Annotated in this window: 15 protein-coding genes; 4 read left to right on the top strand and 11 right to left on the bottom strand. The window is 41.3% G+C overall.

Annotated features, from left to right (window positions below; translation table 11 throughout):
• Positions 1-71 precede the first annotated feature (71 nt).
• Positions 72-254 carry a GFA family protein gene (locus tag SLP02_RS07080; protein ID WP_319419955.1) on the top strand — a complete coding sequence of 61 codons (183 nt, stop codon included), beginning with the start codon at positions 72-74 and terminating at the stop codon, positions 252-254.
• Positions 248-556: a GFA family protein gene (locus SLP02_RS07075; RefSeq protein WP_319419954.1), complete on the top strand. Its 309-nt coding sequence runs from the start codon at positions 248-250 to the stop codon at positions 554-556. Before SLP02_RS07080 ends, SLP02_RS07075 begins: the two co-directional genes overlap by 7 nt.
• A gap of 12 nt (positions 557-568) precedes the next feature.
• Here SLP02_RS07075 and SLP02_RS07070 read toward each other — a convergent pair whose 3' ends face one another.
• Positions 569-1,048 carry a hypothetical protein gene (locus SLP02_RS07070; protein ID WP_319418707.1) on the bottom strand — a complete coding sequence of 160 codons (480 nt, stop codon included), beginning with the start codon at positions 1,046-1,048 and terminating at the stop codon, positions 569-571.
• Between the two features lie 637 nt (positions 1,049-1,685).
• Positions 1,686-2,318 carry a hypothetical protein gene (locus SLP02_RS07065; protein ID WP_319419953.1) on the bottom strand — a complete coding sequence of 211 codons (633 nt, stop codon included), beginning with the start codon at positions 2,316-2,318 and terminating at the stop codon, positions 1,686-1,688.
• 1,182 nt (positions 2,319-3,500) lie between these two features.
• On the opposite strand from SLP02_RS07065, the gene SLP02_RS07060 reads away from it, so the two are divergent.
• Positions 3,501-3,677: a hypothetical protein gene (locus SLP02_RS07060; protein WP_319419952.1), complete on the top strand. Its 177-nt coding sequence runs from the start codon at positions 3,501-3,503 to the stop codon at positions 3,675-3,677.
• A gap of 140 nt (positions 3,678-3,817) precedes the next feature.
• On the opposite strand, the gene guaA is transcribed toward SLP02_RS07060, so the two are convergent.
• The 7 genes from guaA to SLP02_RS07025 form a co-directional block, all read right to left on the bottom strand.
• Complete coding sequence (gene guaA, locus SLP02_RS07055) at positions 3,818-5,446, bottom strand: glutamine-hydrolyzing GMP synthase (protein WP_413467134.1); 1,629 nt, start codon at positions 5,444-5,446, stop codon at positions 3,818-3,820.
• A gap of 157 nt (positions 5,447-5,603) precedes the next feature.
• The gene (gene cbiD / locus SLP02_RS07050; protein ID WP_319419951.1) at positions 5,604-6,707 is read right to left on the bottom strand and encodes a cobalt-precorrin-5B (C(1))-methyltransferase CbiD; all 1,104 of its coding nucleotides are present in this window, start codon (positions 6,705-6,707) and stop codon (positions 5,604-5,606) included.
• Positions 6,708-6,839: 132 nt separating this feature from the next.
• Positions 6,840-8,291, bottom strand: a complete 1,452-nt coding sequence (gltX, locus tag SLP02_RS07045) for a glutamate--tRNA ligase (RefSeq protein WP_319419950.1) — start codon at positions 8,289-8,291, stop codon at positions 6,840-6,842.
• A 668-nt stretch (positions 8,292-8,959) separates the two neighbouring features.
• The gene (locus SLP02_RS07040; protein ID WP_319419949.1) at positions 8,960-10,189 is read right to left on the bottom strand and encodes a DUF445 domain-containing protein; all 1,230 of its coding nucleotides are present in this window, start codon (positions 10,187-10,189) and stop codon (positions 8,960-8,962) included.
• A gap of 59 nt (positions 10,190-10,248) precedes the next feature.
• Positions 10,249-10,959, bottom strand: coding sequence for a bifunctional demethylmenaquinone methyltransferase/2-methoxy-6-polyprenyl-1,4-benzoquinol methylase UbiE (gene ubiE, locus SLP02_RS07035; protein WP_319419948.1), 711 nt, complete (start codon positions 10,957-10,959; stop codon positions 10,249-10,251).
• Positions 10,960-11,071: 112 nt separating this feature from the next.
• Complete coding sequence (locus tag SLP02_RS07030) at positions 11,072-11,401, bottom strand: MgPME-cyclase complex family protein (protein ID WP_319419947.1); 330 nt, start codon at positions 11,399-11,401, stop codon at positions 11,072-11,074.
• 340 nt (positions 11,402-11,741) lie between these two features.
• Complete coding sequence (locus SLP02_RS07025; RefSeq protein ID WP_319419946.1) at positions 11,742-12,353, bottom strand: class I SAM-dependent methyltransferase; 612 nt, start codon at positions 12,351-12,353, stop codon at positions 11,742-11,744.
• 115 nt (positions 12,354-12,468) lie between these two features.
• Here SLP02_RS07025 and lpxD point away from each other — a divergent pair, with 115 nt between their 5' ends.
• Complete coding sequence (gene lpxD, locus SLP02_RS07020) at positions 12,469-13,515, top strand: UDP-3-O-(3-hydroxymyristoyl)glucosamine N-acyltransferase (protein WP_319419945.1); 1,047 nt, start codon at positions 12,469-12,471, stop codon at positions 13,513-13,515.
• 98 nt (positions 13,516-13,613) lie between these two features.
• On the opposite strand, the gene SLP02_RS07015 is transcribed toward lpxD, so the two are convergent.
• Together SLP02_RS07015 and psbA are read right to left on the bottom strand one after the other, a co-directional pair.
• On the bottom strand, positions 13,614-14,387 hold the full coding sequence (locus SLP02_RS07015; RefSeq protein WP_319419944.1) for a DUF5765 domain-containing protein: 774 nt from the start codon (positions 14,385-14,387) through the stop codon (positions 13,614-13,616).
• 283 nt (positions 14,388-14,670) lie between these two features.
• Positions 14,671-15,753, bottom strand: coding sequence for a photosystem II q(b) protein (psbA, locus tag SLP02_RS07010; RefSeq protein ID WP_319419943.1), 1,083 nt, complete (start codon positions 15,751-15,753; stop codon positions 14,671-14,673).
• Positions 15,754-16,146: the final 393 nt, after the last annotated feature.

Below are 16,146 nucleotides of genomic sequence, written 5' to 3'. Positions count from 1 at the left end.
GATTTGGTAGTCAGCAGTTAATAATAATTGTTATAGTTCAAATCAACATTTTGTAGGCTAATAGAGAAAAAATGGCGAATTTGAAGGGAGAATGTTTGTGTGGCAAAATTCGCTATGAGTATTGTGGCGCAATGGGAAACTTAGTTCATTGTCATTGTCTATCTCGCGCGTTCCCTTGCGTCTTTCGCCGACGCGGGGTCGCTCGTCAAAATGCCGTAAATGGCATGGTGCAGCATTTAGAAGCCGTATGGTAATCAAGGCAGATGGCTATAAAATAATCCAAGGACAAGAATATTTGGCTCAATATCAAGCTACTGCCAACGTAATAAAAACCTTCTGCAAAAACTGTGGCTCAAGCTTGGCAACGATTTATCCCTTGCGAGACAATTTACTGGGTTTACCCATTGCTGGCTGTGAAGGAGAATTTGACCAATATCAAGAGTTTCATATTTTTACAGGATCAAAAGCTAAATGGTGGAAGATTACTGATAGCTTTCCTCAATACGAAACTATGCCTGATGATAAACAAATAGTTCACTGCATCAACGCTGATTGACTGACAAAACTTTCAAGAAATATTGTAGGAATAAGTTAAAACTTTGAACTCCAACTGATCTGCTCGTTTTTGATATTGCGATCGTGATGCCATTGCAGGTGAGGGATCTTGATTACTAGAGAAAGTCACGCAATGAAGTAAATTCCAACCATTAATGAGTGCAGCTTTGACCCAATCCCAACCAATCCTAAAATAGCTATTACCACGAAACCAATGAGTATCAACCCATCTTCGTTTGCCAATACGAACTACCTCAACACCTTGGGCACTAACGTAGAGAGTAGCCACAGATAAGATAAACCACAAACGGGACAAAGCGCATACATCTCGAATCATCGAGCGTTGAACATTCCAACCACCAGATTGGTCATCTAAAAAATTCGCTTCGATATCAAAACGTAATCCATATTCAGCAAAGGTTTGTAGAGTAGTTTTTTCATTACTGACAATTGCCCATAGTTCGCCGTTAACGTTGTTGCGACCAAGAATCACATGAACTTTGCCAGAAAATTCACCTTTGTGAATCTGTACGTTGTGTAAGCAAATTGCCTCTGCTAAATGAAAGTGAAAGTTTTTAGGTTGACCAGGGCTTCGCCCTACACGATGCGAAGCATCGAAGTCGTCCGAAGGACGGACGATCTGGGCGATAGCCCTGTGGCGCGAAGTGTGAGGTGAACGCTCTCTGCGTTCCGACGTCTCCTCGGGAACGGCGACGGACAGAGAGTCCGTGTATGAAGTAAAACAGCTGCATGAAGTATGAAGTATGAGGTATGAAGTATGAAGTAAAACAGCTACTTCTTCCTTCGTATGAGGTACAAAAAATCTTTCTTCCTTCTTCCTTCAAACTTCTTCCTTCAAACTTCGTAAACAGCTACTTCCTCCTACATGCGGACAAGTCCTTTGTTCCACTATAGTTGCAAGCCCCGTCGTTCACGATCGCTCTTAGTTTGGTAGAGGTACCAGGGCTTCGCCCTACACGATGCGAAGCATCGAAGTCGTCCGAAGGACGGACGATCTGGGCGATAGCCCTGTGTATGAGGTATGAAGGCGCGAAGTATGAGGTGTGAGGTATGAGCTACAAAAAATCCTTCCCGAATTCCGAATTCCTTCTTCCTTCTTCCTTCAAACTTCAAACTTCAAACTTCGTATGAGGTACAAGCCCTCGAACAAACTTGAAACTTCGCGCCTTCATACTTCTGTCTTCAAACTTCTGTTGACACCAACTTCCACGCCAAATCCAGGTATTACTCTTAATTCGGAGACGATAATGCCATCCTAGTTGAGTTGTCAGCATGGTCATCAATTCGGTATGTATAAATCCTCGCTCCGCGAGTAAAATTACCTTAACTGATTCTCGTAGCCTAACTTGTGCCTGCTTAATCATCTCTCGATAATCGGTAACTGAAATACTAGCACTTTCATGGTTCATCACTCTCCACACCAACGGTAAAGCTCTCCCTCGATGAATAACCCAAAGCCGCACAAGGCAATACTCATCCCAGAACAGTGAAGTGTCTAATGCCAAAAATATTTTTGATTCTGACCAATCATCAAGTGCTGCTTTGACCAAGGACTTTCTGATTCGATGGACATTGATTCGAGGATTGTTTAGCCAACGCTGAATACGTCTCTGTCTACCCCCAGCCAACTTCCCTCGACCAGGGATGTACATCGACCATTTTGTCAGGTTGACATTGCCCGTCAATACCCCAAGTTTGAAGATGACAGCCACTTCCCTCGACCAGGGATGTACATCGACCATTTTGTCAGGTTGACATTGCCCGTGTGTATTAAAGCAATTATCATCCAAATATTTGAAGATTGAAGAGTAGCTTGACCAGGGCTTCGCCCTACACGATGCGAAGCATCGAAGTCGTCCGAAGGACGGACGATCTGGGCGATAGCCCTGTGGCGAGGTGAACGCTCTCTGCGTTCCGACGTCTCCTCGGGAACGGCGACGGACAGAGAGTCCGTGTATGAAGTAAAACATAAATGTAACCAGTCAGTAGCTTGACCAGGGCTTCGCCCTACACGATGCGAAGCATCGAAGTCGTCCGAAGGACGGACGATCTGGGCGATAGCCCTGTGGCGCGAAGTGTGAGGTGAACGCTCTCTGCGTTCCGACGTCTCCTCGGGAACGGCGACGGACAGAGAGTCCGTGTATGAAGTAAAACAGCTGCATGAAGTATGAAGTATGAGGTATGAAGTATGAAGTAAAACAGCTACTTCTTCCTTCGTATGAGGTACAAAAAATCTTTCTTCCTTCTTCCTTCAAACTTCTTCCTTCAAACTTCGTAAACAGCTACTTCCTCCTACATGCGGACAAGTCCTTTGTTCCACTATAGTTGCAAGCCCCGTCGTTCACGATCGCTCTTAGTTTGGTAGAGGTACCAGGGCTTCGCCCTACACGATGCGAAGCATCGAAGTCGTCCGAAGGACGGACGATCTGGGCGATAGCCCTGTGTATGAGGTATGAAGTAAAACAGCGCGAAGTATGAGGTGTGAGGTATGAGCTACAAAAAATCCTTCCCGAATTCCGAATTCCTTCTTCCTTCAAACTTCAAACTTCTTCCTTCGTATGAGGTACAAGCCCTCGAACAAACTTGAAACTTCGCGCCTTCATACTTCTGTCTTCAAACTTCTATTGACTCATCCATTGATTCAAGGCATTGTAGAGACGGGAGTTTTGATTCACAGTATTCTGAAATTATGAGTGGTATCTAATCTCAGAGTGCTGACTCCCCTTGCTTTGTGTCAATCCCTCAACTCTTTACTGAATCTCTATTCTCAGGTTTTTCTCTTCATCTTTTGTCAGTCAACCAGGCATCAACGATTAAAGTAATTTAAATTTGTTTTGTTTAAACTACACACTGGCAATCAGAAACCTGCTGAAAACTGCAATTTTTCCGCTAAAGTATGGTGAGAAATTAAAGTAAAAAAGTAGATGCCTCAAGTCAAAATATATGGATTACGAGAAAATATAAAGCCTAAGCGTTTTGCTTTATCTTATGCAATTCAGGCTGCATTAACTGAAGCCATCGGCACACCAGAAACAAAAAGATTTCAGCGATTTATGATTCTAGAGCCAGAAAACTTTATCTTTCCCAGCGATCGCTACTAATAAAGCCACTACATAACTTTTGACTCTACTCATACCTTATTTTTGAGCCTTTACTCACATCACATCTTTGTAAAAAACCCTACCTTTGTGAGCTAATTCTTATATGTGGAAGTGCGCCTTTGTCCCTCATCTCTCAAAACCTACTCCCACTCAATTGTCCCTGGGGGTTTGGAGGTAATATCGTAAACAACACGATTTACTCCTTTTACCTCGTTGACAATTCGATTAGAAATAGTTTCTAATAAATCATAAGGTACTCTTGACCAATCTGCGGTCATGCCGTCTTCACTGGTAATAAAGCGCAGCACAATTGGATGAGCATAGGTGCGTTTATCTCCCATTACTCCAACGCTGCGAATTGGCAATAGCACCGCAAAGGCTTGCCAGTAGTCATGGTACATACCCTGTTTACTAATTTCATCGCGAACAATAAAATCAGCATCCCGCAGAATGTTCAGTCTTTCGGCAGTAACCTCCCCAACAATCCGAATTGCTAAACCTGGTCCTGGGAAGGGATGACGATGCACAATTTCTTTTGGCAAACCAATAGCGCGGGCAACATTACGCACCTCGTCTTTAAATAGCTTTCGTAAAGGCTCAACTAATTTAAAGCGTAAATCTTTGGGTAAACCACCAACGTTATGATGGCTTTTGATTTTGACTGCTACTCTTTCACCTGTTTTGGGGTCAACATTGGTATCAGCAGACTCAATTACATCAGGATAAAGAGTTCCCTGTGCCAAATAATCAAAAGGCCCTAATTTTTTTGACTCTTCTTCAAAAACTTTGATAAACTCATGCCCAATACGACGACGCTTAAGTTCGGGATCGTTTACACCCTCTACCTGTTTTAAAAAGCGATCGCGAGCCATGACATATTCTACAGGAATCAAGAACTTATTTTTAAATATTTCTACCAGTCTTTCTGGTTCACCTTTACGCATGAACCCCTGATCGATAAACATACAGGTCAACTGATCGCCAATGGCTCTATGGAGTAGGAAAGCCAAGGTAGAAGAATCAACCCCTCCAGAAAGAGCCAATAAAACTCGTTTATTACCAACTTTAGCGCGAATATCTCGAATTGACTCCTCGACAAAGGCTTCTGTTGTCCAGGTTGGTTCACATTCGCAGACATGATAAACAAAATTACGAATTAAAGCGATCCCACCAATTGAATGCACTACTTCAGGGTGAAACTGTACGCCGAAAAGCTTTTTCTCAGGATTGGAAATCGCAGCACAGGGAGTATTTTTGGTATATGCTAAAATAGAAAATCCTTCTGGAAGCTTAATGCAGGAGTCTCCATGACTCATCCACATGGTAGATCCAGACTCGACATTAGTTAGCAGGTCTGTGGGGTCTTCGATAAACAGTGGTGCTTTACCATATTCGCCTAATTTAGCTTTTTCTACCGTACCGCCCAGTTGCTTGACCATTAGCTGCATTCCGTAGCATACGCCAAAAATAGGAATGTTTAAATTCCAGATTTCAGGATCGCATTTAGGAGCATGATCGTCGTATACTGAACTAGGTCCACCAGAAAGAATAATTCCTTGAGGATTTATTTCGCGAAGCTGAGCGGCAGTAGTTCGATAAGATAAAACTTCTGAATACACTTGAGTTTCTCGTATTCTACGAGCAATCAATTCAGAGTATTGAGAACCAAAATCAATAATGATTATTTTCTGGCGATTAGTTTTATTTACCAAAGACTTAGGAGATAAAGTCTCATTGCTAGGGGAGATTGATTCTGTCTGGATAGTCACTATACTCTAGTAAAGTCTGTGTAGGTAATGGGAATGTAGGTAATTAAGTAAGAAAGTGTAAATAATTATTGGCTTTTATGCCATTCTTGTATCTGAAGAGTTACGATCCAACAGGGTCAAGCTCTAGATATAAAGTGCTATAAATATTCTTAACAGGTTAACATAGATTGGGCAGCAAAAGAAGAGCATTCTTGCTTTTTTTGATGATGTTTCTCTGGCGATCGAATAATACCGAGCCAACGCTAAGTTTCTTTTCAGTATACTTGCGAATATATGCCTGAGATTTTAGATCGATCGCCTGAGTAAGTTCTTCATAAACTAGATCGCTCCAGCTAAAATCTTGTTCATTGCCTGAGTCCAATTCCCGCAGCAGGTTCAAAGCAGATTCAGTAGTAGAACATTCAAGAATTTTAATCGCTTCAGCCTGGGGCAAACCCAGCTTGGCACAATAAGCGGTTAAAATCTCTAGTCTGCCATCAGCAAGATGATTATGGGTGTGAAAAATGCCCCCAGCTAACTTGATCAGCTTACCGTGATAACCAAATAGCAAAATGGACTTCACTTCTGCAAAGCCTGCGGTTACTAACATTGAACCTAGCCAGTTAGCGGTTTTGATAATTCTTTGGGAATCTATGCCCGATCTTTGCGCCAGATCGATACCATTTTCACCAATACAAAAGACTAAAAAATCATACAAAGCTGCCTTTTCCCTAATTTGAGTCTGATATTCTTCTAGCTGACTAAGAGCAGTTAATGGCTGAACAATTCCTGTTGTCCCTAACAAAGATAATCCTTCTACTACTCCAAAGGCTTCATTTGAGGTGCGTTTAGCCAGTCTTTGTCCTTCGGGCATAATAATAGTTATTTCAATGCTTTGATTACTTTGAAGCAAAGGTTTAATATTTTCTATAATTAATTCTTGGGCATAACTATAAATTGCTGCCTGATTCTCACCATAATGACCAATACCTTCACCTCCTTTGATGGTAATTTGCTCAAAATTAGAATTATTCAGGCTTACCTTTGCCCAGATAGGGGTATTACGAGTTAAATCCAGGTGATCGCCAGGATCGCTACGAGTTATGGCGATCGCTGTATATTCATCAACTTTTGCCACCTGTTCAACAGCAATATCTACTATCTGGGCTGGTTTAATTAAATTTACTTTGACCGTAGCTTGAGGTGATTCTTGATGAAGATGGCGTAAAGCAGCGATCGCACTAGCACAGGCAAAGACAGGTAAGGTATATCCAGTAGACATTATTAGTAAAATTAGATGTCAGTTATGGGCGAACCGCTGTTCGCCCGTACAGAAGTATTAACTGTCTTTTTAGTTAAAAATTATTCCGTTATACAGTAGCGAAATAATTTCTAACCGTTGGTCAACTAGTTTTTAACCTGCAATCTTATCTAAAGTTTGCTGAAGACGGGTTTTGTCTGTCCCTAACTGATTGAGTAACAACCAAGTTTGAGTTAGATCGGGACCGTGTAATTCGCCTGTCAAACTTGCGCGTAGCGATCGCATTACCAAGCCTTTTTTGACTTTTTGGCTTTTGGTGACTTGCTTGATTAGAGCTTGTGCATCATCTTCGCCTATGCTGTCAGTGTTGTTTACTTGTTCGGCAATTTCAGTAATTACTGTTGCCACACCTTCTTGCTGGAGTAAATCCATTGCCTCAGAGCTATATTCAACTGAGTCAACAAAAAAGACGCTGGTTTCTTTAATTACATCGGTTAAACGATTGAGAGTAGGTGCAGTTAATGCCGTCAACTTTTCTAACCAATCTCGATCCATCTTATCTACAGCGTATCCAGCTTCTTGCCAATGGGGAATTAGCAAATCAGTTAACTTATCAGCAGACATTTGATGGAGATATTGACTATTGAGCCAATCTAATTTATCCCAGTCAAATTTTGCTCCTGCTTTATTAACTCGGTCTAAATCAAATTCTTGCGCCGCTTCTTCTAAAGTAAAAATCTCTTTAGTAGAGTCAGGAAAAGTCCACCCCAAAAGAGTCATGTAGTTAACTAATGCTTCGGGTAAAAAGCCCATTTTACGAAAATCATCAATGGAAGTCACGCCATCACGTTTAGACAGCTTGCGCCCTTCTTCATTGAGAATTAAAGGAGTATGGGCAAAGATCGGAATTTCTTCAGCCAATGCTTCGTAAAGCAAAATTTGTTTAGCAGTGTTGGCAATATGATCTTCTCCCCGAATGACGTGGGAGATGTTCATGTCTATATCATCTACAACTACTGCCAGATTATACAAAGCCTGTCCATAAGGCTCGTCATTCTCGGCTGCGCGGGCAATTACCATATCGCCTCCCAAGTCACAACCCTGCCAAGTGACGGTATCTCTGATCACATCTTTCCAGGCAATAGCGCGATCGCCGTCTATTTTGAAACGAATTACGGGCTTGCGTCCTTCTGCCTCAAATTTCTCTTTTTCCGAGGGGGATAAATTGCGGTGACGATTATCATAACCAGGGGCTTGTCCCTTGGCTTGTTGAGTTTCCCGCATTTCGTCTAATTCTTCAGGGCTACAGTAGCAAGGATAAGCTAAACCTTTGTCCAGTAGAGTTTGTATAGCTTGCTGATACTGATCCAAACGCTGGGTTTGGAAAAATGGTCCTTCATCCCAATTTAAGCCTAGCCATTCTAATCCTGATTTAATGTTTTCCGTATATTCAGGGCGCGATCGCGCTGCATCTGTATCTTCTACCCGTAAAACAAATACGCCTTGATGACGATGGGCAAACAGCCAATTAAACACTGCTGTCCGCGCCGTGCCGATATGTAAATTCCCTGTTGGTGAAGGAGCAATCCTTACTCTAACACTCACAAAATACCTCTTACTTGAAATTAATTTTTTATTTGCCTGTAGTCATCCATTGTAGCGAGATTGAGTAACATCTCTCGAATAAAAATGGCTGATAATCACAAGAAGAGGTCTTAATTACGCCTAATGTGAATTAGCGGTCAGACCCCCTAAAGGGTTCAACAGTTTGCTCGCCCTCGACAGTTCCTTCAACGCGGGAAACCCGCGCAACGGACTGTCTCGCAACGGGGGGAACCCCGCTTAAAGAAACTGCTTCACCGCAACGCAACTGTCTCACCGCGTCGCCGTCAGAGGTGAGACCCCGCGTCGGCGTAAGACGCAAGGGAATGCTCACCTAGCAAGGGAATGCTGACCAAGAAAAAAATGCTTATTCTCGCTTCTAAATGAAATTGGTTTGTAAAAACCATTACTGAATATTGGGGGACTAGCCCCCCAAACCCAAGGTGCTGTGGGGCGAATGCATTCGCCCCTTTATAAGCGCCGTCCCATTGGGGACGTTACGCCCTCCCCAAGCCCCTGACGTAAACATTAACATCGATTCTTTTTATAATTAGCTAGAGTCTGAGCCTGCCTGAGTTTAATTTAAACAAGGAATCTTTTTACTAAAATATGTAGGTTTTCTTTAAAATAAAAAAGAAAGTTAATCCACATCAGACGTTAATTATTAGCAGCTAGTTAAAAAATAAAATAACCGTTTGCAATAGCCCCACAATAAATCCTAATACGCCCCCCAAATTAACGATAGCCTGAAGTTCATTTTTTACAATACCCTGAACTGCGGTTTCTAATTCTTCGGGTGTGGTGGCAGAAATCCGATCTATGATTACCCGATCAATTGAGAGAATGGGTATAGCTTCGGTTACTAGCTTTTCTAGGTCTTTTTCCAGGTAACGTTCTAGAACTAAAGCTAATTCTTGGCTAATTATTTCTAAGGAATCATTAACCGTAGGCGAAGATTGAAGACGCTTGAGGATCAACGCAGCTAAGTTTTCCCATTCTACAGAGTCGCCCAGACGAACTATTACATCGCCTCCTTCTTCTCTGATGTAATTGCGCACTGCCTCTTGTACAGTTTTACGAAGTTGTCTAACCGTAGAGACGGGTAGATTTTGCAGGGAAAGATTTTTCAGCCAGTTTTTGATGCGATCGCGAATTTGTAGCGAGTAGGTTAATTCTTCAAGCCTAGCATTACTAATTTCTGGTTCATCCAGGCAAAAAGAACGAAGCCGTATTAGGCTATTGCGTAAACCAAATAAATTAGCAACTACCCAATATGTACCGCTAGTTTTTTCGCGAAAACCTTCATCAATAATTTTGATGTTGCGATCGCTTAGAAAATCAATCATTGCTCGGCGAATAGTATCGGCAGGTAGTACCGAACCGAGTAACCAATCAGAAAATTTCTTAGCCTGATCGTCTTTTAACTGAAAATCAAGCAGTATTTGCTCAAAAATCTGATTGGTTTGAGCTTCTAAGAAATCGTCTTTTCTGGCTAATACTTTTAAAAGTCGAGGTAAAGATTGACTAAATGAATCATGGAGAATGTTAGCCAAAATTTTAGCCGTCTTTTGCTCTCGATCTGATCTAACTTGGTCAAGTGCCAGTTTCAAAAGCCATAAGATTGCTCCTTCAATACGTTCAGTTGCCAAAAGTCGTTGAGCTAGCTTTTGAAGTTCTCCTGGAGTAAGTAACGTACCCATAATCGTATCAGAGACTTTCTGAGCTAAACGCTCTTGATTACCAGGAATTAAGCCAGGTGTAAAAGGTAGCTTGCGTTTGCCAATATAAATAGCTTTATATGGACGAAAAAGCATTTTGATAGCTATATCATTGGTGAAATAGCCAATAATGCTTCCAGCTATGGGGGGAACAAAAAATATCCAGAGATTCGCTAGTGCCAAAGCAGTATATTGAATCGGTAATAAAGTTTAAACAGCAAAAGTTAATTCTATATCCTATTCTATTTCCTTAGCACTAATATCCCCATCATGTCTCCCATCAAAGGATAATGAATTGCCTGCTCAAAACCTGCTATTTTAGACATTTCAACCTGCTTTGCACCGTTAGGAAATCTCTCAATACTAGGATTGAGATAGGCATATTCTTCTTTCATGCCCATGTTCTCAGCAGTAGGCACAACAATAGTCGCTAAATACCATTGCTGAAAATTTTGCATCCAGCTTTGACTAGGGCGATGAAAATCTAATACGGCTGCCCTTGCCCCTGGCTTGAGGACACGGTATAGCTCTTGTAGGCAGCGAGAAATATTAGTTACATTCCGCAAGCCATAGCCCATTGTGGCACAGTCAAACTGATTGTCAGCAAAGGGCAAATTTAAAGCGTCTCCCTCTAGCCATTCCATCGGCACAGTAGGGCATTTAAGCATCTGTCGCGATCGCGCGATCGCCAGTTGTTCCCTCGCAAAATCTAATCCTGTTACCTTACCTGTTTTTCCCACCTTTTTTGCTAACAATAAAGCCAAATCTCCGCTACCACAGCAAATATCCAGAGCCTGATCTCCTGGTTTTGCCTCACTCCATTTTACCGCTATTAGCTTCCAAATTCGATGCTGTCCAAAGCTAAGACGATCGTTTAAGCGATCGTATACAGGAGCAATACGCTCAAAAATTTCCTTTATCTCTGCTGCTGTTGGGGAATGGGTTTTGGTCATTAATCTGTCGGCATCTTGTTTTTACAGATCATATAACATTGCTTTGAAGCGGAATATAAAACCCAGAAAAATCTTATTAATCTATAAAACGTTACCGTCACTGTCTCTTTTTTCAAGCAACTTGCTCTAAAGATTTTAAAGGTTCAGGAATAGTGTTAGAAGGTGCTTCAAATTTTCCAGTCGCTACATACTCTAATCTTAGTTTTAGCCAGGTAGATAGTTGTTCACTAGTAGTAACTACGGCTACTGAGGGTTGGGGGGTCTTTGCCTTAACATCCGCCATTTCAGGTGCTTCTAAAAAAGCAGGCTGCTTAATTAACCAAAAATCAATTTCTTTGTTTCTTTCTTGGTAATTACGAATTCTCTCTTCAATTACCTCTGCAAAAGGTTCTTCTTCTAATAAAAACTTTTGGCTAGCCGCAACGTAATAATAAATGGTCATGATTAATTATTTTTGGAACTTAAATTACTAAATTAATGATCTTAAATAACCAAAGCCATAAGTTTAAAACTTATTTCTGACATCTGGCGATCGCTAAATAACTTATTCGGTGTTGATTGAGACAATGGGGCTAATCATAATTTTTCCATAAATAGGATACAGAAGAATAATAAATTGTCTATTAATTTTTAGCTATAGCCTTTAGTTCTAAATCTAGTAACGCTTTTTTAGGAACTATTGAATTATTGTCTGAGCAAATCAAGCAAAGTTTAGGCTAAAAAATAATTTAATTTAATGGACATTTATTTTCTAACAAAATCTATGAAGTTGTTTTGTTTATTTACTTCACAGCAATACCTCGATACATATAGCCAATTACTTTAGGCAATTTGGGTGCATAAAACTGTTCAATAGTTACATCATTAAACTTTTGTTGAACAATATGTTTAATCTGGCGATTAAGATGACAACCATCGGCGATCGCCTTTTGAATTGGAGTAAGACGATTTTGCCAAGCTTGAATTTTCGGATCTTGGCTTAGACCGTGTTCAATAAAGAAAAATCTTCCGCCTGGCTTGAGTAAACGATAAACTTCGGCGATCGCTTTATCTGCTTGAGGAATACTGCACAGCGTCCAAGTACACACCACCGAATCAAAGCTACCGTCAGCCATAGGTAGACTTTCTCCATTTAGTACCTTGTGGTCTACAGAGATGTTAGAAGCAGCAATACGCGCTCGCGCTAGCTTTTGCATCCCCACATTGGGATCGATAGTGGTAATTTTGGACACATTGTCTGGATAGTGTGGCAAATTCAAACCCGTACCAAAACCAATCTCTAGAATCTCTCCTGACACATCTGCTAAAAGCTGCTGGCGATACTCCTCAAGAGTCGAACCAGACATAGCAAATTCGATACAGTAAGGAATAATTAAATTAGAATAAAATCCCATTATTTTATGTTTTTGAGCCAAATATTAATAAGTGTTGCTGCTTTAAAGTAAATTTTGCTTTGATTATCTCAAGACAGCTTTATTAGAAAATAATTATTTTTAGGATCAAAATAAAATGCAGTTTCAACAAATCATTATCAAGTTAGGTCAAGTAGCCAAAAACAATAGTTTAAATCATAATCAGTTGAATCCTCAAATCACAGGAATTACTGCTATAGATGAAGCTGCTGCTGGTACTTTAAGCTATGTGGAAGGGGGAAAATTTGCGAAGATGATCGCCGAAACTAAGGCTGATGCCTTAATTTTGCCTCTAGATGAGACTTGGCAAACTCAAGCATCAGCTAAGGGCATTGCCTGGATTGCTACTGCTCAACCAAGATTATTGTTTGCTCAGGCGATCGCTCTATTTTATCAACCTTTTAAACCCTCTTCTAGTATTCATTCTACCGCAGTTATCGATTTTAATACTAAAATAGGACAAGATGTATATATTGGCGCAAACGTAGTGATCTACTCAGGAGTGACTATTGGCGATCGCGTTTGCATTCATCCTAATGTCGTAATTTATCCTGATGTGAGTATTGGCAGCGATACAACTCTACACGCTAATTGTACTATTCACGAACGAACCAGTATAGGCTCTGGCTGTGTAATTCATAGCGGTGCAGCCATAGGTTCAGAAGGCTTTGGTTTTGTACCCACTCCTACAGGCTGGTATAAGATGGAACAGTCTGGCTGCACTGTCCTAGAAGATGGGGTAGAGGTTGGCTGTAACAGCGCGGTGGATCGCCCTGCGGTGGGAGAAACCATGATTGGGCGGAACACTAAAATAGATAATTTAGTGCAAATTGGACACGGCTGTAAAATTGGACGCAACTGCGCCCTAGCATCTCAAGTAGGATTAGCGGGTGGGGCAATTATTGGTAACGGCGTAATGCTAGGGGGACAGGTAGGCGTAGCCAACCAAGTGACGGTAGGCGATCGCGTAATTGCTACAGGAAAAACAGGGATTACGGGCAACGTAGCAGCAGGGGAAATGATTTCAGGGATGCCCTATATGCCTAGCAAACTATATCGTAAGCTGTTTGTAATGTATAAGCGTTTACCTGAAATGTATCAGATATATAAAGAGTTGAAGCAGCAAGCGAAGAAATTACCCTAAACTATCTTGAAGGGACAAGTGCGATCGCCAATGCTCAAGTTACTGATAATCTTGACCGCATATCCCATAGATAACTTAGGTACTCGTATTCATAATTGCTATTTCTTATCCGCCAAGGAAATTGCAGGAATTTGAATTGACTCAGACTCGTCCGCATCCGAATCTAAGGCGATCGCTTCAGAATCCCATAGCCACCAATGTTTTACGTAAAGAATTTGTCGTAATGGAGACTTAATGGCGATCAAAAACAATGCTATGGACAACAAGCACCATACTGCTGGCCATTCATTAAGATTATCGGTTAACATTCTCGCAGCTAAAGGTCCAACAATAAGATGGTAAACCGTAAATTTCCAAGAACCATAGATTAAAGGAGCAACAAAAACTGGGATATAGTATCCCAAAGTCAGCCATTTTAATCCATTCATCGGCACGTTCCAGGCTATGTGCCAATTTCCAGAAACAGAGCAAAGTTGACTGCCACACAGAGGTTCGTATCCGATTGTACAAGTTCCAGCCCAGGCAAATGGATACACTTTGACTAACATCAAGATTGCACCTATAAAACACAAACTATAGATTAATGGTGTAATCTTCTGTCTGATTTTCTCTGGAATAAAATGCAGTGATACTGCACTAATAAAAAACGGCTGAAAAATAATATGCAATAATCCTAATAAAGTAAGAAGCTGATTCAAAGGCAAATCTGGCTGATCAATTACTCTATAGGTAAATGCCTGGAGTAACTCCATTAAAGAAAAATAACCAAGAGGAATCCATAATGCTTTTTTTTCACCCTTCCAGGCAACATACGCTGTACTAGTAAGCCCGATTGTGGCTAGGGTTGCTGAGGCTTCTCCACTCCAACACATAATTTAATTATTTCTCTTATTTTTTTTATTTGCAAATTGTTTATTGCCACAATTAAGTTTTAATCAAATATTTGCATCTCAACTAAATATCAGTATAAACAATTATTGAAGAGTCAAGTTTCTAATTGATGACATGCTCTAATATCAGTTCGGTTTTTAACTAAGATACATTTTGCTAGTATTAGCTATTTAGCCTTTCGTCAAAAATAGCCAAAAAAAATGCCCTCCAGTGATGGAGGGCATTTTTTAGTTAATTAATTACAGAATTATAATTCAAGTCAACTTAACCGTTAATTGCAGGTGCAGTTAATGCTACAGGAGCTTGAGCGCCACTTGCTAAATCAAGCGGGAAGTTGTGAGCGTTACGTTCGTGCATTACCTCAAAACCCAGGTTAGCTCGGTTTAAGATGTCTGCCCAAGTGTTGACTACACGTCCTTGTGAATCCATTACCGACTGGTTGAAGTTGAATCCATTTAGGTTGAACGCCATGGTGGATATTCCCATTGCTGTTAACCAGATTCCAATCACTGGCCATGCTCCTAAGAAGAAGTGCAAAGCTCTGGAGTTGTTAAAGGACGCATATTGGAAGATTAGACGACCGAAGTAGCCGTGGGCTGCGACGATGTTGTATGTTTCTTCTTCTTGTCCGAATTTGTATCCGTAGTTTTGTGATTCGGTTTCGGTTGTTTCACGTACTAAGGACGATGTTACTAGTGAACCGTGCATGGCAGAGAATAATGCTCCACCGAATACTCCTGCTACTCCTAACATATGGAAGGGGTGCATCAGAATATTGTGTTCTGCTTGGAATACCAACATGAAGTTGAATGTTCCAGAGATACCCAGAGGCATTCCATCACTGAAGCTTCCTTGTCCTAGTGGATAGATTAGAAATACTGCTGTGGCTGCTGATACTGGTGCTGAGTAGGCTACACATATCCAAGGACGCATTCCTAAACGGAATGATAGTTCCCACTGACGACCGAGGTATGAGAATACGCCGATTAGGAAGTGAAAGACAATCAGTTGGTATGGTCCACCGTTATACAGCCACTCGTCAAGTGAGGCTGCTTCCCAAATTGGGTAGAAGTGAAGTCCAATGGCGTTAGAACTAGGTACTACTGCACCAGAAATTATGTTGTTTCCGTAAAGCAAGGAACCTGCTACAGGCTCTCTGATACCATCGATGTCTACTGGTGGTGCTGCGACGAAGGCGATTAGGAAACAGGTTGTTGCTGCAAGTAGTGTAGGAATCATCAGGACGCCGAACCAACCGACATAGATACGGTTGTTGGTGCTGGTGATCCACTGACAGAACCTTTCCCAGCTATTCTGGGTTTGGGTTTGTTGTAGAGTGGTTGTCATTTGTGTTTATGATTGCGTTGTGTATATATTTAAATGTTCTATAGTTAATAACTTAGAACTAGATTTAGAAACCAGATAAATAATGTGTTTCTTTTGTCTATGTAATCAATATAGCTAAGTATTAATACTTTGTCAAGTTATGTAACAATATTCTTGACGATCTCTATCAAAAGTTGTAGAAATCCCCCGCTCTAAGCTTGTGATAAATAACCAACGCTCACAGCAGTGGACAGACTTCACGTTAACAGAAACAAAGGGCTTCTTGCTCAATAGCCTCAACGGGGGTTCCCCCCGCAACGGCTTCTTGAAGCGATGGCTGCACAACGCGAAGCGTTGAGTCGCGTCCAGCGACGCTCTGGGCTGTACCCAGCCCTGCGGGGAAACCCCCAAGAC

It is taken from the genome of Pleurocapsa sp. FMAR1 (genome assembly GCF_963665995.1).
GTDB lineage: Bacteria > Cyanobacteriota > Cyanobacteriia > Cyanobacteriales > Xenococcaceae > Waterburya.
Note: the sequence above shows the minus strand (reverse complement) of the source record. Positions and strands in the feature narration are given on the sequence as shown.

What these genes read in the sequence shown, in the direction of transcription:
- SLP02_RS07080 (WP_319419955.1), top strand. Translation starts at nt 72, where the DNA reads ATGGCGAATTTGAAGGGAGAATGTTTGTGTGGCAAAATTCGCTATGAG.
- SLP02_RS07075 (WP_319419954.1), top strand. Translation starts at nt 248, where the DNA reads ATGGTAATCAAGGCAGATGGCTATAAAATAATCCAAGGACAAGAATAT.
- SLP02_RS07065 (WP_319419953.1), bottom strand. Translation starts at nt 2,318, where the DNA reads ATGGTCGATGTACATCCCTGGTCGAGGGAAGTGGCTGTCATCTTCAAA.
- SLP02_RS07060 (WP_319419952.1), top strand. Translation starts at nt 3,501, where the DNA reads ATGCCTCAAGTCAAAATATATGGATTACGAGAAAATATAAAGCCTAAG.
- cbiD (WP_319419951.1), bottom strand. Translation starts at nt 6,707, where the DNA reads ATGTCTACTGGATATACCTTACCTGTCTTTGCCTGTGCTAGTGCGATC.
- ubiE (WP_319419948.1), bottom strand. Translation starts at nt 10,959, where the DNA reads ATGACCAAAACCCATTCCCCAACAGCAGCAGAGATAAAGGAAATTTTT.
- SLP02_RS07030 (WP_319419947.1), bottom strand. Translation starts at nt 11,401, where the DNA reads ATGACCATTTATTATTACGTTGCGGCTAGCCAAAAGTTTTTATTAGAA.
- SLP02_RS07025 (WP_319419946.1), bottom strand. Translation starts at nt 12,353, where the DNA reads ATGGGATTTTATTCTAATTTAATTATTCCTTACTGTATCGAATTTGCT.
- lpxD (WP_319419945.1), top strand. Translation starts at nt 12,469, where the DNA reads ATGCAGTTTCAACAAATCATTATCAAGTTAGGTCAAGTAGCCAAAAAC.
- SLP02_RS07015 (WP_319419944.1), bottom strand. Translation starts at nt 14,387, where the DNA reads ATGTGTTGGAGTGGAGAAGCCTCAGCAACCCTAGCCACAATCGGGCTT.
- psbA (WP_319419943.1), bottom strand. Translation starts at nt 15,753, where the DNA reads ATGACAACCACTCTACAACAAACCCAAACCCAGAATAGCTGGGAAAGG.